This is a genomic window from Pedobacter glucosidilyticus (assembly GCF_002483235.1).
GTDB lineage: Bacteria > Bacteroidota > Bacteroidia > Sphingobacteriales > Sphingobacteriaceae > Pseudopedobacter > Pseudopedobacter glucosidilyticum_B.
This window is the reverse complement of record NZ_DLHN01000021.1, coordinates 296914-317989: the sequence shown is the minus strand read 5'-3', so window position 1 is coordinate 317989 and position 21076 is coordinate 296914. Positions and strand designations below refer to the sequence as shown.

The 21076-nt window shown below is 36.1% G+C and carries 15 protein-coding genes; 8 read left to right on the top strand and 7 right to left on the bottom strand.

Annotated elements, in window-relative coordinates:
* Positions 1-118: 118 nt before the first annotated feature.
* Positions 119-2644, bottom strand: a complete 2526-nt coding sequence (locus tag B2745_RS08035; protein ID WP_304065122.1) for a DEAD/DEAH box helicase family protein — start codon at positions 2642-2644, stop codon at positions 119-121.
* A 99-nt stretch (positions 2645-2743) separates the two neighbouring features.
* The gene (locus tag B2745_RS08030) at positions 2744-3115 is read right to left on the bottom strand and encodes a hypothetical protein (RefSeq protein ID WP_304065119.1); all 372 of its coding nucleotides are present in this window, start codon (positions 3113-3115) and stop codon (positions 2744-2746) included.
* A gap of 101 nt (positions 3116-3216) precedes the next feature.
* Here B2745_RS08030 and B2745_RS08025 point away from each other — a divergent pair, with 101 nt between their 5' ends.
* Positions 3217-4422 carry an AbiH family protein gene (locus B2745_RS08025; protein WP_304065116.1) on the top strand — a complete coding sequence of 402 codons (1206 nt, stop codon included), beginning with the start codon at positions 3217-3219 and terminating at the stop codon, positions 4420-4422.
* 272 nt (positions 4423-4694) lie between these two features.
* Here B2745_RS08025 and B2745_RS08020 read toward each other — a convergent pair whose 3' ends face one another.
* The 5 genes from B2745_RS08020 to B2745_RS08000 are packed head-to-tail and all read right to left on the bottom strand — an operon-like array spanning position 4695 to position 12106.
* On the bottom strand, positions 4695-7310 hold the full coding sequence (locus B2745_RS08020) for a DEAD/DEAH box helicase (RefSeq protein ID WP_304065113.1): 2616 nt from the start codon (positions 7308-7310) through the stop codon (positions 4695-4697).
* 3 nt (positions 7311-7313) lie between these two features.
* Positions 7314-8906, bottom strand: a complete 1593-nt coding sequence (locus tag B2745_RS08015; RefSeq protein ID WP_304065110.1) for a site-specific DNA-methyltransferase — start codon at positions 8904-8906, stop codon at positions 7314-7316.
* 12 nt (positions 8907-8918) lie between these two features.
* Positions 8919-9848 (bottom strand): hypothetical protein, encoded by a 930-nt coding sequence (locus tag B2745_RS08010; RefSeq protein WP_304065106.1) that lies wholly within the window; start codon positions 9846-9848, stop codon positions 8919-8921.
* Between the two features lie 4 nt (positions 9849-9852).
* On the bottom strand, positions 9853-11004 hold the full coding sequence (locus B2745_RS08005) for an AAA family ATPase (protein ID WP_304065103.1): 1152 nt from the start codon (positions 11002-11004) through the stop codon (positions 9853-9855).
* Positions 10997-12106, bottom strand: a complete 1110-nt coding sequence (locus B2745_RS08000; RefSeq protein WP_304065100.1) for a DUF262 domain-containing protein — start codon at positions 12104-12106, stop codon at positions 10997-10999. The genes B2745_RS08005 and B2745_RS08000 overlap by 8 nt, the downstream gene beginning before the upstream one ends.
* A 519-nt stretch (positions 12107-12625) precedes the next feature.
* On the opposite strand from B2745_RS08000, the gene B2745_RS07995 reads away from it, so the two are divergent.
* The 7 genes from B2745_RS07995 (at position 12626) to B2745_RS07965 (ending at position 21048) form a co-directional block, all read left to right on the top strand.
* Positions 12626-13366 (top strand): ImuA family protein, encoded by a 741-nt coding sequence (locus B2745_RS07995; RefSeq protein WP_304065097.1) that lies wholly within the window; start codon positions 12626-12628, stop codon positions 13364-13366.
* 1 nt (position 13367) lies between these two features.
* A complete protein-coding gene (locus B2745_RS07990) occupies positions 13368-14870 on the top strand; it encodes a Y-family DNA polymerase (protein WP_304065095.1) in 1503 nt (500 codons plus the stop codon).
* A 9-nt stretch (positions 14871-14879) separates the two neighbouring features.
* Positions 14880-18083 carry an error-prone DNA polymerase gene (locus B2745_RS07985; RefSeq protein ID WP_304065093.1) on the top strand — a complete coding sequence of 1068 codons (3204 nt, stop codon included), beginning with the start codon at positions 14880-14882 and terminating at the stop codon, positions 18081-18083.
* Between the two features lie 563 nt (positions 18084-18646).
* Positions 18647-19531: a pirin family protein gene (locus tag B2745_RS07980; protein WP_026902442.1), complete on the top strand. Its 885-nt coding sequence runs from the start codon at positions 18647-18649 to the stop codon at positions 19529-19531.
* Between the two features lie 4 nt (positions 19532-19535).
* Complete coding sequence (locus tag B2745_RS07975) at positions 19536-19931, top strand: OsmC family protein (protein ID WP_304065091.1); 396 nt, start codon at positions 19536-19538, stop codon at positions 19929-19931.
* Positions 19928-20419, top strand: a complete 492-nt coding sequence (locus B2745_RS07970; protein ID WP_026902444.1) for a VOC family protein — start codon at positions 19928-19930, stop codon at positions 20417-20419. Before B2745_RS07975 ends, B2745_RS07970 begins: the two co-directional genes overlap by 4 nt.
* A 5-nt stretch (positions 20420-20424) precedes the next feature.
* On the top strand, positions 20425-21048 hold the full coding sequence (locus B2745_RS07965) for an NADPH-dependent FMN reductase (RefSeq protein WP_304065088.1): 624 nt from the start codon (positions 20425-20427) through the stop codon (positions 21046-21048).
* Positions 21049-21076: the final 28 nt, after the last annotated feature.

The window sequence follows — 21076 nt, the reverse complement described above, 5'->3', positions numbered from 1 at the left end:
AGTTGGTTTTTAAATGGCACATAAAGTTTTGCGTCTACCCGAAAGTGGCGATTTCGAAGCACAAAGCTTGATTTAACGACTGAAGCGCCACTTTTAGGTAAAAGTGTAGGCTCAGTTTTCAATTTTGTTTCTTGTAATACTTCTCTGAATAAATAGTCTTTAATGACTCAATGTCAAGTTTATGAGCATTTAGAAATTCTTGTATCGTTTCATCTGTTATTGATTGTATTTCGTATTTGCTAAATTCTTTAAAAAACGACTTAACATTCTGACGTAAATTCTTGAGCGTATTCCTTCTCATTATCTCAACTTCGTGTGTAAAATCCCCGTGATAAGAAAGGTTTTTGGTAGGGATAATCAAGATTCTTTTTACTGTCGATTGTCCATATTGACCTTCAAACCAAGCACAATGTATATTCATTTGCCCTGCTTCGTGTTTATTAATTTCTTGTCTGTCAATATTGACCTCGCTTTTACATTCAAAAATAAAATATTGATTACTAACACCACACCATAAATTATCTGGTCCTTTTTTAAATTCTTTGTCAGGGCGTTCACTTAAAAAACCTAGCATTAATCCTAATTCTTTAAATGCAGACTCAAACTTTTCAGCTGATGTTCCAAATTCCAAATCTCCGAGAACACCTTCGACATTTAGCATCAAATCTTGATAATTAGGATAATTTCTTAGATACTGTAATATTCTTTGTATCCTGTTTTCATTTATATACTCAAGTTTTTTGTAGTTAATTCCCTCCTTGGGTTTTAGAAGTTCGTTGTTCTTTAAAAAAGCTGATTTTTGCAACGCGTTTGAATCTACCTTTGAATCTAAATACTTGTATCTAGCCAGTATTTGTAAATACCACCCTCGTTCACTGTCATCATTGCAATAATTGTCAATGATTTTTTGAATTGATTCACAAGCCTTTTCATAATCCCCTGCATAGTTTGAAACGGCAGCTTTTCTCTCTAAAACGAATGTTTCATATATTGTACTATTGTTATGGTTTGGCGTTATTTTATTCATTTCTTCTTTGTAAAACTCTTTCCAACCCTCATCTCTTTGTAGGAGTTGCTTCATTAAAGATTTCATAGCATCCATTGGCTCATTTTTATCAGAAAGCTCTTCAACTGCCATTTCCGCTATGTCAAGTCCAATTTCGAGTTGTTTCTTGGTCTGAGAAGAAAAATACTTATTTGTCCTACTACTTTTAATAAACTTTACAAGGTCACTTCCTATCAAAAATATTATGCAATAATCTTTTTCTCCTCTTACACTTCTGCCTAAACCTTGTTCAATTTTTTGAGCAACTTTGATATTAATTGAATCACTATTAATTCTATTAGCTTCCTCGTATCTATCAGAAAGTGAATGAAAAAATGGCTTGCCATCGACAATCAATATTCTACAACTTTCATCAGGCAAATCAATGCCATCGTATCTATTAGCAAAGACTACAGTTTGTTCATAATTTCCTTTTTTAAGATGGTCAACAACAGCTCCAATCTGTTCTGTTTTTGGAACCAATGAACCAAGGTTGTAATAAAGTTCTGTTTTTGCGAAAGAGGAAACTAAAGCAACAACTCCATACGTCTTTTTTGTTGGCTTCGCTAGAGCATTGACTATAGTATTCTGGTCTAGTGTTTCATCAATGAGTGAAGGCATTAATAACATTTTTTCACCCGACCAAATTTGCTCAGGATTTGTTAGTGGATTTTTAACTGATTCAATATTGAAACCTAAACCTTTTATAAAAAATGAATCATCCTGTGTTGTAGCTGACATAAGGATTCTTTGTTTAGCTTTATCGAAGAAAGTAAATTTTTCAATTGGGATGTGGATAGGTGCTATCTCAATGTTTTTACCAGATATAAAAGCTTGGCAATTTTTTATATTGTCCTTTATAAAAGGCCAGGCAAATGCTAATTCTGTTTCTTCTCTTGATTCAGATAAAATATTTAATATCTCATCTGACTTTTCTATCCAACTCCAATACGGAATTGGTAAAAAAGAATTGTAATCACCATTCTCAATTTCCAAGAAAGTTCCTTGACCTTGCTCAATTAAACTGTCTTTAAATAGTTCGATTATTTGCTTGTAAATTGAATGATTCTTGTCAAGATTAATTGTAAAGGAATCTTTGATTGAATCAATACAAGCATGTGAATCATCTAAAATTATAGAACTAACGGGAATATAATCATTACCAATTCCAAATACCGTTTTGCCATTAAAAACTTTTTGGACATGGGTTATTAGTATTTTCTTTCCATCTATAAAGTCGTTCGGTATTGAACCATCTTGTTCAAATGTGCAATAACTTATCCCAAACTTTTTAGCGTCTTTTTGTGCTTGTTGTACTAAGTATTTATTTGGGCAAACATATAGACAAGACCCTTGTCCTAAATTTATATGAGACTGAAGCATTAATAGTCCTATTAATGTTTTGCCCTCACCTGTATGAAGTTTAACAATTAAATCCTTTTGATTTACGTGGGATTCAAACCATTCTTCTAAGATTTTATTTTGAGCAGGTCTTAATGGACCCGCAATACTTCTTCTGTCCAAAGAGTCGTAAATCTCAATAGGATTAGTTTTCTTATCGGTAGTTAATTTATTAAGTTTTTTTTTAAAGTCAACCATAATATGTTCTGTTGTTCATTGTTGTTAAATAAATTTTGCTTGACTAGTAGATAACTACCATTCTATAACGTATATCAACCCTATAAATACATATTAAGCTTAATTCACCTGCCCCACCTCATTAATAACCAACTGCAATTTCCCTTTATACTCCGTAAGCCTGCCAGTTACACAAATACGTTTATGGTTGTATAAGGTGGCAGGTGCTTGAGGGAATTTAGTTTCATCACTTTTAAATACCACTAAGGTTATTGGTGCATTGGGGAAGTTACCGCCAAAGTTTAAAAAGGTTAATTTTTCTAGGGCTTTGGTGCTGTAAACGGAGTCGCAAATGGTTACAAGTTTGTTTAGGTATTGTGGGGCTTCTTTTATAGAGATTTTAGTGGGCTGCTCTTTAGGTGTTTCTTGTGCTTTTATATTAAGAGATACTGCACATAAAGCAATTAATAGTAAAGTGTAGAAATTTTTCATAACGTAAATAAGAATTATATTGTAATAATAGAAATATTTTTCTTAAATATGAAAAGAATTGTTTTGGGATTTATCAACATCTACTTTAATATAATTTTCTCATGAATAGGCTTATTTTAATTGGTAATGGCTTTGATTTGGCGCATGGTTTAAAAACTAGTTATAAAGATTTTATACTATGGTATCTTGCTGGCTGCTTAGAAAAAACTACAACAAATAAGCCTTACAAAGATGAATTAATTAGTATATCAGGAAAGGGGTTTAATCATTACTTTCCATCTATACCCACAAAAGAATGGGTTGTTAACGAATATAATGCAGGCACTCTGAATAAATTTCTAAAATTTTCTAACGCACCTAGTTTAGATATTGTAGTTCTAGGTAGTGATTATTACGACTCTACATTTAAAGAGCCGTTATCTATTCAAATTATCATAAATTCAGAACTTCTATGTCGTGTTTTAAATGAATGTTTAGATTTTAATTGGGTAGATATTGAAACTGAATATTTTGATGTGCTTAAAAAGTGTAAATTAAAGAATAGTAGTTTTGAAAAAGACACAGTTTTAGCTTTGAATCAAGAGTTTAGCTATCTAAAAAAGAAACTAGAAGAGTATATAGAATTACAGCAGCAGGATTTTCAGCAAAAGTTGAATCCTGAAATTTTGGGTTTAATGACATCCAAATTTAGTCTATCTGAATTTGATACAATATTAGACGGAGAAAGTTATAATAACTTAAGACGGCAATTAAACAGTTCTAATAATTATCATTATAATCCATATCCAAAAAAGACTTACTTCCTAAATTTTAATTATACTTCCACTGTAGAAATCTATCTTGAGCATTTAAAGCAAGAGAAACATTTTTCAAATTCAAGTATAAATTATATACATGGAAAATTGAACGATCCTAGAAATCCAATTATTTTTGGATTTGGTGATGAGTACGACAAAGAGTATTTAAACTTTGAAGAACAAAAAAATCAAGACATCTTTCAGTTTATAAAGTCTTATCAATATTTCAAAACCTCTAATTATAGAAACTTAGCTCGCTTTCTTAATAGTGAAGAATACCAGATCTATGTATTGGGGCATTCATGTGGTCTTTCAGACAGAACGATGTTTAAAGAAATATTTGAGCATAAGAATTGTAAGTCTATAAAAATATTCCACTATAAGAAATCTGATGGCACCGATGATTTTGAAGAAAAAACAATTAATTTAAGTAGACACTTTGGTGATAAAGGATATATGCGTAAATTAATTGTAGAGTTTAAGAAAACCGATGCATTCCCCCAATTGTAGGTAATGGCAATGTTCTATTAGTTTTGATTTTTTAATCCCTTTTATTTTACCTCAAAAAAAAGCATTGTCGATTTATCAGCTTTAGGCAACTCAATTATTTCGTAAAAATCTTCTTTATGTGGTATTTTTGAGGGTTGTATTTTTATATTCCATTTTAAATCTAATTTTCTTTATTCTGCGTATAGTAACTTCTGTCCGACCTACTCTTCTGTAAAGCGGTTCCGCTCTTATGCTGAAAATTTCAGTCACTTAGCATATTATAAAAACATACATTAAATATCTTTTATGATGTTTAAAAAGTCCTCCAATCTATAGGCCCCGTCAACAGTGCGCCTTTCGTAAACCATAAAGTAACGATAATTATTTCCTGCTTTACTTGCCCAAAGTCTGCCAAGTCTTATTTTTTGTTCTGCATCTAAATGGTCGCCTTTGGTTTCAAGTAAAATTGTTTTTCCGCTTTTTGTCTGAATAATAAAGTCGGGATAATGATTTACAAAACCGTTAATTCTAAAACCTTTTCTTTCAATGTTCTTTGTCCAGAAAGCAATATTGGTCATATTACCAATTTCATTGATTACACGTTCTTCAAAACCGTTCATACTTCCTTCTTTTTGGTAAAGCGACTTCGTGATGTCCTTTGCTATGCTGCCAGGCGAAATATTTTTTGGTAAAGTGAATGATGGTTTAATAAACACTTTGTCTGTGTCTAAAAAGTCTTTGAATTTCTTCTCTGCAAACTGTTCTGAAAGTGCTATAATCTTGAACTTGATTTTGTCTTTGTAAGTGTATTCGTTAGCTGCTAAATCGCTGAATTGTTCGTCCTTGAAATCTTCCAAAATTCGGTTGATGTATTTTTCAATTTCTTTGTCGGGAATTGGAAACATATTTCCGATTAAATCCATCAGTCGTTTAGTGAAATTCTTTACTCGGCTGTCTTTGCGTGAAGGGTCGAGAATGTAAGTCATTACACTTTCTTTCACTTCTCCGTCAAGTCTTACAAATGTTGGTGTATGCTCTTTTTTAGTTTCGTCCAAGTCAACTTTGTAGAGTTCAGAAGTAATGCTGTCAAACGCAATGTTGGTGTCGGCTTTGCTCAATGCAAAACCTTCTAAAAGATTTTCTTTTTCTAAAGGCAATTCTTCTTCTTTCTTGCCAAACAGGTCGTTGGCAGGAACTTTTAGATAAAACTGTGGCAAATTGATTTGTTCAGCTTGTTCTCTGAAAATGTCTTTAATACTGTATGTTTTCACAAGTTGTTGTATTTCGTTTGGCAATGCCGTTGAATGGTTGGCTTCCATTTCGGAAACCGCTTTTTCAAAGGCTTCATTTTGTTCAATGGCGGTTTTCTCTATTTCTGAAACGGTTGTGTTAGGTAACTCTGTTTCTGATGGTGCAGAAATTCGGGTGGTGTCAATGTCTGAAGTAATGTCTTCCGTTAATGTTTCGGTGGTTGGGAAAACAGTCAATTGTTGTAAAGGGTCTTGCTTTTTGGCTTCTTCCAACATTGCAGGGTCAGCCAATTTATAATCCTTATCGCTGAAACCCGCTTTGTTCAATCCTTTCACAATGTTGTCTAATGTGTCAAGGAATTTTGATGAAGCCGTTAATACATAACTCAAATTGAGTAATGGAAAGTTATGTTTCATGACATAAGGCTGCCGCAAAACCCTGCCTAAAATTTGTTCAACATCAACTGCCGAACTCTTGTCTGCCAATGATGCCAAGATATAGGCAAACGGACAGTCCCAACCTTCTTTTAATGCGTTTATAGTAATGATGTAGCGAACTTCACAGTCTTTGCTCATCAAATCAATGCCTTTTATTTCGTTGATGTTTGCCGTTTTGATTTTGATTTGTTCGGTAGGAATTTTCAACTCAATGAGTTTCTCTTTTAGTTTCTGAACATTTGATTTTTCTTCTTCTTCGTTCAAAAAATTTTTGCCGTTTTTGGGTTGTGCCTGAAATAACACAATGGGACGAATGTATTTGCCGCCTTTCTTTTCTTCTTCAATGGCTTGCAGTTCCAAGCGCTTTTGAAGTTGTAAAGCAGAATTAATTACTTCTGTTTTGTCCTGATGATTGTAAACAATTACAGGAAGTTTCACCATGTTTTCCTTTTTCAACTCCAAAGCATCAATAAAACTGATGATGTTGCTGTTTTTGCGTGGTGTGGCTGTAAGGTCAAGAATGAAACAAGGGTTAAATACTTTGAGCATATCTACACTTAAATCCGTTTCTGCATTGTGGCTTTCATCCACCACAATCATCGGGTTTAAGTATTGCATTACTTTCATCAACGATATTTCTTCGTCTTTGCCGAGCAAGGCTTCAAATGATTGCAATGAGCCGTTTTGCTCAAATACTTTTCTACCTTCTTTGTTTGCAGTTCTGATGCTGTCAAAACTCAATACAAAAATATTCAATTGTTCTTTTACCGAAGTGGAGTTAAATCCGCTTCCCTGCAATAGTTCTGCCTTGTCAAATACTTCTACTTTGTTACCGAAATGAGAATTGATTTTTTGGCGATAAGAGTGGTTGGTGTCTTTTAGGTTTTTAATGGTTTGGTCTAAAATAGTAATGGACGGAACCAACCAAACTACTGCTTTGGGCTTATCGTAAGCAAAGGCATCAAAAATGGTTTTAATGGCATTGCAGGCAATAAAAGTTTTTCCGCCTGCCGTTGGCACTTTTACACAAATGTGCGGAACACGAGGAACATTGTTTTTGTAAGGTTCAATGGCTGTGCCTGAATACGGAAACAAAGGCGTTCTTGGGTGCTTTGCCCAAAAATTATAAAAAGCGTCTTTCAGGTCTTTGGTTTCCTGTATGTTTTCCAAAAACAGTGCAAGGTCGTTGATTACTTGTTGTTGATATGGTTTTAATTCCATCGCTTAAAATCTTGTTATATCTCTTGGTATCTTCTTGAAAATGATATTATGCTTCGTCATAAAGTCCTTTGTTAGCAAACAGTTGTCTGCATAAATCACATACTGCCCCGCTTTGGTTTTCATGGTGGCTAAAAAAGCATGGTCTAAAGTGGTTACTTCGTCTTGCTCGTAGTGGAAGTAAAACGCTGTATCATTGTGCTTGCCCAAGAAATGTTTATTGTCTTTGTATTTGCTTGTTGTAAGTGGCGTTTTGATTTCGGTGTAGTAAACGTATTGGCGAATTTTTTCAACGCCTACCAATTCATTCAAATTGCCATCTTCCAAAAACATGGGTTGCCCCAACTCGTAAAAATCAAAACTTCCACCTGTACCTTTGGTTTTCTTATTTCCTTCACCAAACCCATTTATCGCTCTTTTTATTCTCTCAGAAGTAACCGCTTCAACATAATCTTCCATTTCTACGATTATGAATTTGCGATTGCCGTTATCTTGCTTATTTAAGTTTAATATTGCGTGAGCTGTTGTTCCTGAACCTGCAAACGAGTCTAAAATTATGCTGTCTCTGTCAGTAGCGATTTTTAAAATCTTATCAATAAATTTTATTGGCTTAGGAGTTTTGAATATTTCAGAAGTCTTGAGTTCGTTGAATATTTTTATCAATTCATACTTTGCATTTCTATTATGCCCAGTTTCTTCAACATCCCACCAAATGTTTGATGGAACAATACCAGACTGGTCTTTTAGGTAGGTTTTTTTAATAATTCTTGTTTCGTCTTCAGAATAAATAATCTCGCCACGTTCAATCATTTCATCAATTCGTTCTTTTTTCCAACGCCAACCATTCTTTGGGGGTTTGATAATGGTTCCATTTGGCGATATAATATCAAAAGTCAAATTAGGTCTTGGGTTAGGCGATGATATATTACCAGAAAACCAAGGTCCGTTGGGGTCATTATCAGGATTTTTGTAGTGAAGATTATTTTCTTCGGTTCGGTCTAGTTTATTTGGTTGCCAGCTTAATGCTTTGGAGTAGATTAAAGTATGGTTGTAATCAACGGAAAATTGTTTGGCATCGTTATTTGATGAATCAGCTGAACGCCAAATCAAATCTGTTACAAAATTTCCACCACCAAATATTTCATCACAAATCAATTTGAGATTTGCTTGTTCATTGTCGTCAATTGATATTAATATAACACCATCATTTGATAGTAGTTTTTGAAGCAACTTCAAACGTGGATACATCATACAGAGCCATTTATCGTGTCGGCTTAAATCTTCAAACTCTTTTCCAACTACTTTACCGAGCCACTTTTTAATTTTCGGGTCGTTCACATTGTCGTTATACACCCAACCTTCGTTTCCTGTGTTGTAGGGCGGGTCTATGTAGATACATTTTATGCGTCCTTCATATTCGGGCAAAAGGGCTTTCAGGGCTTCGAGGTTGTCGCCATGTATAATTTTATTTCCGCTTTTTGTTTCTTCTTCTATTTGTTTGCCGTTATCAAAACCGTAGGCGTGTTCCAATACTTTAAACGAAACATCTAGGTGATGATTGATAACTTTATCTTTTCCTATCCAGTGTAGTGTTGGCATGTCTTAATTCGTCTATAAATGGCCGCCTATGTGGCCTATTAATATTTTTCCATCTTGAACTATTTCAATGATTTCACCATCCTGAATTCTTTCTATTCCTTCATGAAAATATATTCTTCTTTCATTTGAATATGCATTACTAGTATCATTGAAACATAACTTTAAGTGAGGTTCGCAACAAACTTTAACCTCTTTTTTTTGATGATTAAGAAAAGTAAATGTGAAATCGTCTTTCCTTGCTGCATTACCTTCCAGTGAGGCGGTCTCGTCTAGTTCTGCTGTAATCGAAAAAGCCTCCAACACTTGGGTTCTGTTTCTTCCAGATTTGTCAATTAATTTAAATTTATCATTTAATGCTGTTAAGTGATAGATAATTTTCTTTGGACAATCATCAAAAATTGCACTAATAGTTGTTCTGTTTCTTTCATGGAAATAAAGATTAGGAAAATATTTGATGCATTCATCTATGTAAAAATTTTCATTTTTAGGATATAAACCTAAAAAGTGTCTTCGGAACTTAAACCAACCTTGCAAATGATAAACTATTTGCAATTCAGGTTGAACAGTGGGCACAGGATTAAATGCAATTAAACCATGGCAAAGATTTTCGTTGTGTTCAGGTAGAAGAACTTCTATTACTTCCTGTGATGTGTGCGTAGTTGTTGCAGATTTGTCAATTATGTTTTGTAAAGCACCATAAACGTCACGGTCAAGGCGCTCTTTTGCAATTTGGGGATTGTGCAACAATTTAGATAATGAAACACCGTTAAGAAAATTTATTGCATAAATGTCTGGGTGAACAAAAAGTCTATTCGTTTCGCTATATTTTTTAATGTAAACAAAGTCGTTCGCAAGCGATTTTGTTTTGCTTTCAATTTCGGGTGTTGTAAAATTAGTGTTGTTAGCGAATGATTCGGCTACTAAATATAACTCTGCTACCATTGCTTTAATTTGAAAATTTAAATATGCTTGACAAGTCTATTTCTTGTTGGTCAAAAAATCCCTCTGGCCAATTCTCTATCTTGCCCTTTTCATCAACAGTTAAGGTCATAGGGGTAAAGCTTTCGTTAAAGTATGTAATGGAAATGTCTTTGTATGAAATTTTTATATTCGGATTTAAAGCAGATACTCTTAGGCCATTTAAAATATGTTCGCTATGTGACTCTATAAAAACTTGCACACCACATGATGCAACTTTTGCAAAAAATTCAGTTATTTTAGACTGTGCTCTTGGATGCAAATGAGCTTCAGGATTCTCTACAATTATTATTTCACCAGGCTTTGCAATTAAACCAGTAAGCACTAAAGGTAAAATATAACTATAACCGAATCCAACATTGTTGGGTTTATAGCTATACGAGTTTTTCCTGCTGTTGATTAATAATGATAATACACTGCTCTGTTTGTCTTTTCCAATAATTTCAATCTTTGCACCTTCCAAAATATAATTAAGCCATTCTTCTGTTTGTTGAATTACAGATTTCGCATCTTGACCTAAATACAAGTTGTCGTTTACTAGAGGTAATTTATCTGAGTTGTTTAAGATATTAATACAGTGTTCACCGGTAGTGCCAGCGTGAACAAATTCGGGAAGATTCGTTTTGTCAACATATTTAACTGGCCCTAATCGGTCAGCACTTACGAAGTGAATTTTTTGTAAGATTGCTGAAAGTGTTAATACATTGTCGTTTTGCTCCTTAGTGGTTTTGAAATATTTTATCTCTTCATTTTTTGAATCAATTATGGTAAGTTCATGCAGGTCGGCAAGCAATGAATCAGTCTCGTTTTCCTTGTATTCAAACTTTGCTTGTTTAAAAAATATTGGATCAAGCTTTATGTTAAAATGAATGTTTTTTTCTCTTGATGTTTCACTATTTTTAATATCGTCAAAATTTCCTAACTGTATTAATTCGTCATTGATAAAAAGTTTTTTTAAGTCAGGGTTTTTCCAAGAGGATTGTGATAATATAAGCAGTGTTTGTAGTAGAGAAGATTTTCCTCTGCCATTTATACCTGTAAGTAAATTGAGTTTTGAGAAAGTAAATGGCGGTGAATCAACAAAGCATTTAAAGTTTTGTATTTGTATTTCTCTAATCATTTGTATTCTTATTTAATAGATCGTGTGCCAATTTAAATCGGTCAAGCACCTTTGCTTTATTACCCGTTGATTTAGTCACAGAATCATTGTAAGTGCTGTTTTCAATCATTTCAAAATAATTTTGCTCAATTTGATTTGCATTCGACTCGATAAATTCATCACTTTTTGATGCGATATAATTGCAAACAGACTCTAAAATTGCTGTGTTAATTGTTCCTCTTGTTTGTTCTGTTGGGATTCTGAAATTGCGATTACCCCAAATTTTAAAAGACCATTTCATTACTCTTTTAAAATCAACTTTCATTTTCTCAATCAAATTATCATCCAGTTTGTTGATTCTTTTCATTGCAGTTTCAACATAATCACTCATGTCTCCAGTATATTCGTCTTGATAATTAAACCAACGAAAGGCTAAATAACGAAGGACAGTTTCTCTGTCTTTCATCCTAGTATCTTTAATCCCCCAATTGATTGCTTCCTTGAAATACTGTTGTTCAGAGAGTTCTTTGAGAAGTTTTGTTGACTTGCCAATGAATATGCAATTTCGAACTTCTTGTCTGTTTAGTTGTGTTCCACCAGTATTAATTCTATTGAATAAATCATAGATTACAACCATTGGTGTTGACGGTTTCAAAACAAAAATTGTAAGTTTTTTGTCTTCAAATTTTGAACGAAATATTTCTGGTAAACTTTGAAATGTTTCACCATTGTATTTGGGTAAAGCTTCAAGGCCACCTAAAGTTATTTCTCCTTTGTAGAATTGTTGGAGTGCTGTTGTTCTTTGCAAACCATCAATAACGATATATTGAGCTTCTTTCGTTTCGTTTAAATAAATTGGTGGTAGAGGAAAATTTAAGAGAATTGACTCTATGAATTTACTCTTCTGTGTGTTGTTCCAAACTTGATTTCTTTGGAAATCAGGTTGTACTACAATTTTTCCTTTTTCAAGTTGTCTTAAATACTCATAAATTGAAAAAGGAGCCTCACCAATTTCTATTTCTGTGTATGCAGGATCATATGGATACAAACCTCCATCACCTTTGCCATCTTCTAGCTCTGTGTCGCTGTCAAACTCTATTATGTCTATTAGTGGTTCAGCCATTTAAAATTCTTGTTTAAAAAGATAACAAATATATTATTTAATTTAGCCATTGTTCAAAGACACTCTTCTAAGATTACAAAAAAAGGTCACTCTTTTAGTTTATCTGTGTATATTTTTTAACTAGTTAAGGCTTGATGTTGTGGTTACTCAATTTTTTAATGAAATTTAATATTTTTTTGACAAAAACATTTTGTCATCCAACATTATAAGTAAGTACATCTTCTTTATTCTGAGCTATGTTGTTTTCTAATTCAAACTCATTCCTAGCATTTATATGTATTAGGTATCTGAAATAACTATTTATGAAGGCTTAAACCACATCATAAGCTTTTATTTAAAAGATAAGTGAACCTTAGCCAAACTTTAGCTTCCAATACTTCCTTAGGTAGTACAATCGCATGTCTAAAAATATTCTTTACATAGTATTTGGAATGCTAATATTTTTAGCATTAAATTTGTATTCCATTCCTTTAGGCAGCAAGCCAGCAGAAAAGAAAATAGAGATTAGTTAAACGTAATATGGGAGCAGCAACAGCAAAAAAAGAGCAGATAGCACATTTGCAAGCGCAAATATGGCACATGCAGGGGCTTAAACCAGCTTTGCATGGGCAAGACTGTATAAGAGGTTTAGAAGCTATAGCAAAGGCTTTCCCCAATAGCATTTTTCCGGTGGGTGCTTTACATGAGTTTTTAAACTTTGTGCCAGAACATGCCGCAGCTACACAGGGTTTTATTGCAGGTATATTACAACAACTGATGCGGAAAGGGCATGCTTGTATATGGATAGCTGAGCAACATGAGCTGTTCCCGCCTGCTCTGGCTGCTTTTGGTGCAGACCCTAGTAGGGTAATTTTCTTACACCTGAAACATAGTAAAGATATTTTATGGGCTTGTGAAGAAGCTTTGAAATGTGAAGGTATTGCTGCTGTAGTGGTAGAGATAGGTACTTTGGATATGGTTATTTCCAGAAGATTACAATTAGCGGTAGAGAAAAGCGGTGTTACCGGTTTTATATTACGTACACAAGCCAAAGGCTTAAGTACTACCATGGCTGCTGCCCGCTGGCAGATAAGCCCTTTACCCAGCATTGCAGAAAATGGCTTGCCCGGCGTAGGCCACCCCCATTGGCAAGTGGATTTGCTAAAAGTAAGAAATGGTAAACCAGGCCGTTGGGAAGTGATGTGGGAGGCACAGGCTTTTAAGGTACTGGAAAAGAAAGCTGTAAAAGTTAAGGAGGCTATCATATTGAAAACCGGATGATATGGCAAGCAGATTTTTATGTTTATACTTCCCCTACCTGCTGGCAAACCAATTGTATGTGCGGAAGCCCAATTTAGCAAAAGGGCCTTTGGCTATAGTGAAGCCAGAACAAGGGCGACGGGTAGTACATGCTGTAAATGCTGAAGCTGTAGCAGCAGGTATTAAACCGGGTTGCCATGTTGCAGATGCACAGGCATTGGTACCAGAGTTGGGTTTAGTAGATTACCAAGCGGGTAAAGAAGAAAGACTATTAACCGCTATTGGGCATTGGTGCATAGGTTACAGTCCGCAAGTTGCCATCAACCCACCAGACAGCATGATGCTAAACATAACAGGTTGTAGCCATTTATGGGGTGGCGAGCAAGCTTATATACAAGCTTTGCTAAACATATTGAAAGAAAAGGGCTATGAGCTAAAAGCAGCAATAGCAGATACACAGGCTGCGGCATGGGCAGTAGCACATTTTGCTGATACAGCTATGGTTATTGCACCGGGGCAACACAGCCATGCCTTAGCTGGCTTACCTTTGTCTGCTTTAAGACTGGAAGAAAACTTATTACAACGTTTTTATAAGCTAGGATTTAAGAACATAGCTAGCGTTTTAAATATCAGCAGGCAGGTATTACGCAGACGTTTTGGAGAAGATTTTTTATTGAAACTAGGGAAAGCCCTTGGCACTGTAGCAGAGCCCTTTATGGCTTTGAAAGAGCAAGTGCCTTATCAAGAGCGTTTGCCCTGTTTAGAGCCATTACGTACGGCAAAAGCTATAGCGATAGCTATAGAGCGTTTACTGGAAGCCTTATGTTATCGTTTAGATAAAGAAGGTAAAGGGATAAGAAAGGCAACGTTGAGCTGCTACAGGGTAGATGGTAAGTTACAGCAATTGCATATAGGTACGCATCAGGCTACTGTTCATGTAGTGCATTTATTGAAACTTTATGCGTTACGCATTGCAGAACTTAGACCAGGTTTAGGAATTGAGCTATTTGTTTTGGATGCAGTAGCGGTAGAAGATTTGGAAGCTAAACAGGAAAGGCTATGGATACAGGATGCCGACCAGGGCTTGCAAGCTTTAAGCGAGTTATTGGACCGTTTGGCGGTAAGAATGGGTAGAAATGCTATACAACGCTACCTACCACAGCAACATTATTGGCCAGAACGCTCTGTTAAAACAGCATCAGATTTAAGGGATGAGGAGTTGGTGCAATGGCAACTTTTGCGCCCCAGACCCATACACTTGATAGCTAGGCCACTACCGATAGAGGTATCTGCTCCGATACCCGATTATCCGCCTATGCTTTTTAAGCTGAATGGCGAACTACACCAGATTAGTAAGGCTGATGGGCCTGAGAGAATAGAACGGGAATGGTGGTTGGAAGCCGGAGAACACCGGGATTATTATCAGGTAGAAGACCAAAACGGAAAGCGCTATTGGATATTTAGATTGGGGCATTATGACGTAGCGCAACAGGTGCAATGGTTTTTACATGGCTATTTTGCTTAAGGAGGATTGATGGGCTATACAGAGTTACAGGTAACCAGTAATTTTAGTTTTTTACGTGGCGCATCGCACCCGGAGGAATTTGTTGAGCAGGCTTTGGCATTGGGCTATAGCAAACTGGCTATTACAGACCGTAACACCTTGGCGGGCATTGTAAAGGCGCATACGGCTGCTAGAGGTACTGCCTTGACGTTGATACCTGCTTGTAGGTTAGATTTGTTGGATGGCCCTTCTTTATTGGCTTACCCTACAAACCAAGCTGCTTATGGGCGTTTATCTGCACTGCTATCTTTAGGGAACTTAAGGGCAGAGAAAGGCGAATGCCATTTGTATCAGGCTGATGTATGGGCATACGCAGAAGGGATTTATTTTGCATTGTTGGCTCCGGCTGTTTTAAATGCCCAATTTGATTTTGAAACAGTGTTTGTAAAACAATTACAGGTTTACCGTGAACAATTGGGCAGCTATTTATACTTAGCCACGAGCAAGTATTACCAAGGTGATGATCAAAAAAGGCTTTACCGTTTGGTGCAGCTTGCTGAACGTTTTGATATGCCTTTATTGGCTACCAATGATGTTTATTACCACGATGTAGGAAGAAGAGAGTTGCAGGATATACTAACTTGTGTAAGGGAGAAATGTACCATTTATGAAGCCGGCTACCGCCTATATGCCAATGCAGAAAGACACCTGAAACCTATAGCAGAGATGGAAAGGCTATTTAGGCAGTACCCAGAAGCTATTGCCAACACGCAACGCCTAGCAGAACGCTGTACTTTTTCTTTGGATGATCTTGAATACGTTTATCCGGAAGAGATTACTACCGATGGACGTAGCCCACAACAAGAACTGACTTATTTGGCATGGAAAGGTGCTGCAGAACGTTACCCCGCAGGTATACCACCCAAAATATCAGCGGCTATTGATTATGAGCTTGCTTTTATGGAAGAGATGAACTATGCTGCTTATTTTTTAACGGTTTATGATATTGTAAACTACGCCAGAAGTAAAGGTATTTTATGTCAAGGACGTGGTTCTGCCGCAAATTCTACCGTTTGCTACTGTTTGGGTATTACAGCAGTAGACCCTACAAAATTCGATTTGTTGTTTGAGCGCTTTATTTCTTCGGCCCGTAATGAGCCTCCAGATATTGATGTGGATTTTGAGCATGAGCGACGCGAGGAGGTTATCCAATACATTTATAACAAATATGGCAGAGACCGGGCTGCTATTGTAGCCACTGTAACACAGCTACACCAAAAAGGTGCAGTTAGGGATGTGGGCAGGGCTATGGGCTTATCGGTAGATATGGTGAATAAGCTTTCTTCTTGTATAGGGTATTTTAGCAAAGATTGGTTTGATGAAGAGCGTTTACAAGAACAAGGTCTAAACCCTAAGGATGCGCATTTAAAAAAAGTGCTACATCTAACTGCACAAATGATGGGCTTTCCCCGACAACTAGGGCAGCATACGGGAGGTTTTGTGATTACGCAGGGTAAGCTGAGCGATTTATGCCCAATTCTGAATGCCCGAATGCCGGGCAGAACCAATATAGAGTGGAACAAAGATGATATTGATGCTTTAGGTTTTTTAAAGATTGATATATTAGGTTTGGGTATGCTTACCTGTATACGTAAAGCTTTTGATTTAGCGAAACAACATTACGATTTAAATTTTACGCTGGCCAATATACCGCAAGATGACCCTAAGGTTTACGACATGATTTGCCAAGCGGATACCATTGGTGTTTTCCAGATAGAGAGCAGGGCGCAACAAGCTATGTTACCACGTTTAAAGCCTAAATGCTTTTATGATTTGGTGATTGAGGTGGCTATTGTAAGACCAGGACCTATACAGGGAGACATGGTGCATCCTTATATCCGTAGGCGTAATGGTGAGGAAGCTGTGGATTATCCTTCTAAGGAGTTAGAAGATATTTTAGGGCGTACGTTGGGTGTACCACTTTTTCAAGAGCAAGCCATGAAGATTGCTATTGTAGCTGCTGGCTTTAGTCCAGCAGAAGCAGATGCTTTACGTCGTAGTATGGCTACTTTTAAGATGAAGGGCATGGTAAACCAGTTTCAAGAAAAACTGGTAAAAGGCATGCTGGCTAATGGCTATAGCCAAGATTTTGCAGAACGTATATTTAAGCAACTGGAAGGCTTTGGCAGCTATGGATTTCCTGAAAGTCATGCAGCTAGCTTTGCCCTGTTGGTGTATGTTTCTTGTTGGCTAAAATGCTTTTACCCTGATGTTTTTGCTGCCGCTTTACTAAATAGTTTACCTATGGGCTTTTATCAACCTGCACAATTGGTAATTGATGCCCGCAAACATGGTGTACAGGTAAGAGCTATTGATGTAAACTATTCTTATTGGGATAATACGCTGGAGGAACAAGCAGGAGCCTATAAAGCTTTACGTTTGGGGTTTAGGCAGATAAAAGGTATCAGACAAGAAGAAATTGAAATTTTGATAGCTGCGAGGACAAGACCTTACGAGCATATTTTGGAGCTTAGTCATGCGGGTATCTCGCAAAGTACATTGGAAAGGCTGGCAGATGCTGATGCTTTTACTTCTTTAGGTTTGGACCGTAGGCAAGCTTTATGGGAAATTACTGCGCTTACAGATAAACCCATTGCTTTATTTGCAACGCAAGCTTCAACAGATGCTACAGATCATCAATATAGTTTGCCTTTAATGACTGCGGCACAGCATGTGGTAGAGGATTATGCAAGTACTGCCTTATCTATTAAAGCGCATCCGCTAAGCTTTATCAGAGGGCAACTGGATATGTTAGGGGTATGCAGTACTTTAGCTATGCAGGATTTGAAAAACGGGACTTTGTTTAAAATTGCCGGACTGGTATTGGTAAGACAACGTCCAGGCACTGCCAAAGGGGTTTGCTTTGTTACTATAGAAGATGAGTTTGGCTTTGCCAACCTCGTTATCTTTGAAAATCTTTTTGAACAATACCGTAAAGTATTGCTAACTGCTCGTTTGCTGATGGTAGAAGGTAAATTGCAGCGTGAGGGACAAGTATTACATGTTATTGTACAACGCTGCTTTAATCTGAACGGGTTGCTTAGGGGTTTACAGGATGACGATGCAAATTTAAAAAGAGCAACTAATCAGGAAGTTCATGCAATTGAAAAGCAAGCCCAAAACGCTATAACAGCACAACAAATTCCTTTTAGTAAGGGAAGGAATTTTAGATAAGATAAAATTTTATATCGTCTATTTATGTTTTAAAAAGGTATTGCAAGCCACATGCACCAGCCCCACCCTAGCTAAACCGGGGCGGCAGCGATACCCCACAGGACATTTGGAGCTTTTGCGGAAAATGGACGAGGAGTAAAGCAGAGCACCGGACTGGCGGGAGATAGTAGTAACAGAAGTGCTTTTCTAATTAAAAAAGAGAAAGGAGAAAGGAGGAAGAAGAAAAGAGGAAGGAGAAAAGAGGAAGGAAAAAAGAGAAAGGATGAAAGTTTCTTGTACCTCAGCAGGTATAAACATGGATATTTTGCATAGGCTAATAAAATGCTATATTCTATAAAATCAATTTGTTTGGAACAAGAAGTTTGAAGCGTTTAAAACCTGCCGTTTTTAATGATTTACTCTACGCTTATTTATGTATTTTTATCATCATAAGTATCTGTTTTTAAGATTAAGAAAATTTTCATTAAATTATTTGATGTATGAAATTAAAAACATGGAGATTCTTTAAAAAAACGGACGAGAGTAAAATTAAATAGGAAAAGTTAATTTTAATTGAAAGTATCATGTCAAATATCAATCTGATTATAGAAGAAAGAGCGGCTAATATTGGTAAGTTTATGGTTGGGCGTTTGTTACCATTTAGACAAAAACGGATGGTAGGTCCGTTTATTTATATTGACCACATGGGCCCTGTAAAGTTAAGCGAACGAGACAATTTTGATGTATTGCCGCATCCTCATATTGGGCTTTCTACTCTTACTTTTTTGTTTGAAGGCAGCATTATGCATCGGGATACATTAGGCAACGAAGTAGAAATAAAACCAGGTGCCGTAAATTGGATGACGGCTGGAAAAGGAATTGTACATTCTGAACGTACACCTGATTATCTGAGGCATTCTGACAAAATGATGCATGGCTTACAAATTTGGGTGGCATTACCCAAAGCGCTAGAGCAAATGGAACCAGAGTTTTTTCACATCAATCAAGAGCAAATTCCAACATGGGAAGAAGGTGATCTTCAATTTAAACTTATTGCAGGCGAAGCTTTTGGAAGGAAATCATCTGTACCGGTCTACAGTAAGCTCTTTATGCTTGAAATAAAAAGTAGCACCAAACAAGTGGTAAATATTGGGCAACATTTATATGGCGAATCCGGTTTATATATTCTTGAGGGTAGCATAGTGCATGATGAAAATGTGTTTGAATCAAAACAAATGCTGGTTGCCAAAGACAGCACTTTATGCGCCTTTACCATGATGCCTAATAGTACGATATACATTTTTGGTGGTGAGGCTTTTCCGGAAGAGCGTTTTATTGATTGGAATTTTGTATCGACAAGTAAAGAACTTATTGAGGAAGCCAAGCATAAATGGAAAACACAAACATTTCCTAAAATAAAAGGAGATGAAGCAGCATTTATTCCTTACCCATCTTTACATAAAAAATAATCAGATGACTCAAATAATATCCAGCATCAAAATCGAAAACTATAGGGTGGAAATTCAATCACCATCAGGTCTTGTAGTTATTGCAGACGAGCCGTTAGAAATGGGTGGAAAGAATTTAGGCTTTTCGCCAAAAGAACTTTTGGCCTCTGCTTTAGCGGCTTGTACCAGTGCTACTGTAAAAATGTATGCAGACCGTAAAGGTTGGGATTTGGAGGAAGCAAAAGTTAGTATAACTTTAACTTTTGTTCCATCAGAAAATAAAACATTGATAAATAGAGATTTAACGTTTATTGGGAAGCTTGATGAAACGCAAAAAAGTAGGTTACTTGCTGTTGCTAATGCCTGCCCTATCCATAAAATGATGAGTAATCCTATTGAAATTAATTCGCAATTAGTATGACAAACACTTATAAAATACCAAAGCAAACACGTATTGGGCATGTGCACCTTAAAGTAGCAGACTTAGATCGATCGCTCGAGTTTTATCGAGATTTACTAGGCTTTGAAGTTACGATGATGTATGGCAACCAGGCTGCATTTATTTCTGCAGGTGGTTATCATCATCATATTGGTTTAAATACCTGGCAAAGTAAAGGTTTTCCGCCTGCGGCTAAAGAAGGTGTAGGCTTATACCATACGGCTATTTTGTATCCTACCAGAAAAGATCTTGCAATCATTTACGACAGGTTGCGTAAAGCTTATTATCCTTTAACTGGTGCCAGCGACCATGGTGTATCTGAAGCTATTTATCTTGACGACCCAGATGGAAACGGTGTTGAATTGTATTGGGATAAACCTGAGGAAATGTGGCCAAAGAAAAATGATGGTTCTTTAGATATGTTTACCAAATTTCTTGATTTACAAGATTTATTGAAAGCAATGGATTAAAATAAATGAAAGAGCAACAAAAAAATAATCAGCAAGAACCCCTACGTTTTCTTGTTTTTTCGGCATCACTAAGAGCTGATTCATTGAATACGCGATTGATTAAATTAGCTGCAGAGGTCATCACAAAAAATGGTGGGATAGTTGACTATGCCAACATGAGTGAGTTTGATTGCCCATCTTTTAATCAAGATTTAGAAGTGAATGATTTCCATCCTACCGGGGCGAAAGAATTTAGAAAACGTATTTTAGCAAATGATGCTTTTATCATTTCTTCGCCAGAATACAATGGTTCTATACCAGGCTTACTAAAAAATTCTATAGATTGGGTTTCACGGTTTAGACCCCAACCCTTTCAGCAACAGCATGGTTTGCTGATGTCTGCTTCGCCCGGTATGGCAGGAGGAAATCACGGACTTTGGTCGTTAAGAATTCCTTTAGAAAAACTGGGTGTACATATTTTTCCAGCTATGTTTTCATTATCAAAAGCACACGAAGCATTTTCACCAGAAGGAAAAATTACTGATGAAAATTTAACAAAAAGGCTTGAAGATCATCTGATTAACTTTATGAATACTGTAGAAGCTTCAAAAAATTATCCCGCTATAAAGCTTAAGTTTTTAGGAGAATAGCCGGATGAAACCTGAGAAAGTGTTAAAT

Excerpts from the sequence above, each read along its gene's own strand:
- B2745_RS08035 (WP_304065122.1), bottom strand. The coding sequence starts at position 2,644 with ATGGTTGACTTTAAAAAAAAACTTAATAAATTAACTACCGATAAGAAA.
- B2745_RS08030 (WP_304065119.1), bottom strand. The coding sequence starts at position 3,115 with ATGAAAAATTTCTACACTTTACTATTAATTGCTTTATGTGCAGTATCT.
- B2745_RS08025 (WP_304065116.1), top strand. The coding sequence starts at position 3,217 with ATGAATAGGCTTATTTTAATTGGTAATGGCTTTGATTTGGCGCATGGT.
- B2745_RS08020 (WP_304065113.1), bottom strand. The coding sequence starts at position 7,310 with ATGGAATTAAAACCATATCAACAACAAGTAATCAACGACCTTGCACTG.
- B2745_RS08015 (WP_304065110.1), bottom strand. The coding sequence starts at position 8,906 with ATGCCAACACTACACTGGATAGGAAAAGATAAAGTTATCAATCATCAC.
- B2745_RS08010 (WP_304065106.1), bottom strand. The coding sequence starts at position 9,848 with ATGGTAGCAGAGTTATATTTAGTAGCCGAATCATTCGCTAACAACACT.
- B2745_RS08005 (WP_304065103.1), bottom strand. The coding sequence starts at position 11,004 with ATGATTAGAGAAATACAAATACAAAACTTTAAATGCTTTGTTGATTCA.
- B2745_RS08000 (WP_304065100.1), bottom strand. The coding sequence starts at position 12,106 with ATGGCTGAACCACTAATAGACATAATAGAGTTTGACAGCGACACAGAG.
- B2745_RS07995 (WP_304065097.1), top strand. The coding sequence starts at position 12,626 with ATGGGAGCAGCAACAGCAAAAAAAGAGCAGATAGCACATTTGCAAGCG.
- B2745_RS07990 (WP_304065095.1), top strand. The coding sequence starts at position 13,368 with ATGGCAAGCAGATTTTTATGTTTATACTTCCCCTACCTGCTGGCAAAC.
- B2745_RS07985 (WP_304065093.1), top strand. The coding sequence starts at position 14,880 with ATGGGCTATACAGAGTTACAGGTAACCAGTAATTTTAGTTTTTTACGT.
- B2745_RS07980 (WP_026902442.1), top strand. The coding sequence starts at position 18,647 with ATGTCAAATATCAATCTGATTATAGAAGAAAGAGCGGCTAATATTGGT.
- B2745_RS07975 (WP_304065091.1), top strand. The coding sequence starts at position 19,536 with ATGACTCAAATAATATCCAGCATCAAAATCGAAAACTATAGGGTGGAA.
- B2745_RS07970 (WP_026902444.1), top strand. The coding sequence starts at position 19,928 with ATGACAAACACTTATAAAATACCAAAGCAAACACGTATTGGGCATGTG.
- B2745_RS07965 (WP_304065088.1), top strand. The coding sequence starts at position 20,425 with ATGAAAGAGCAACAAAAAAATAATCAGCAAGAACCCCTACGTTTTCTT.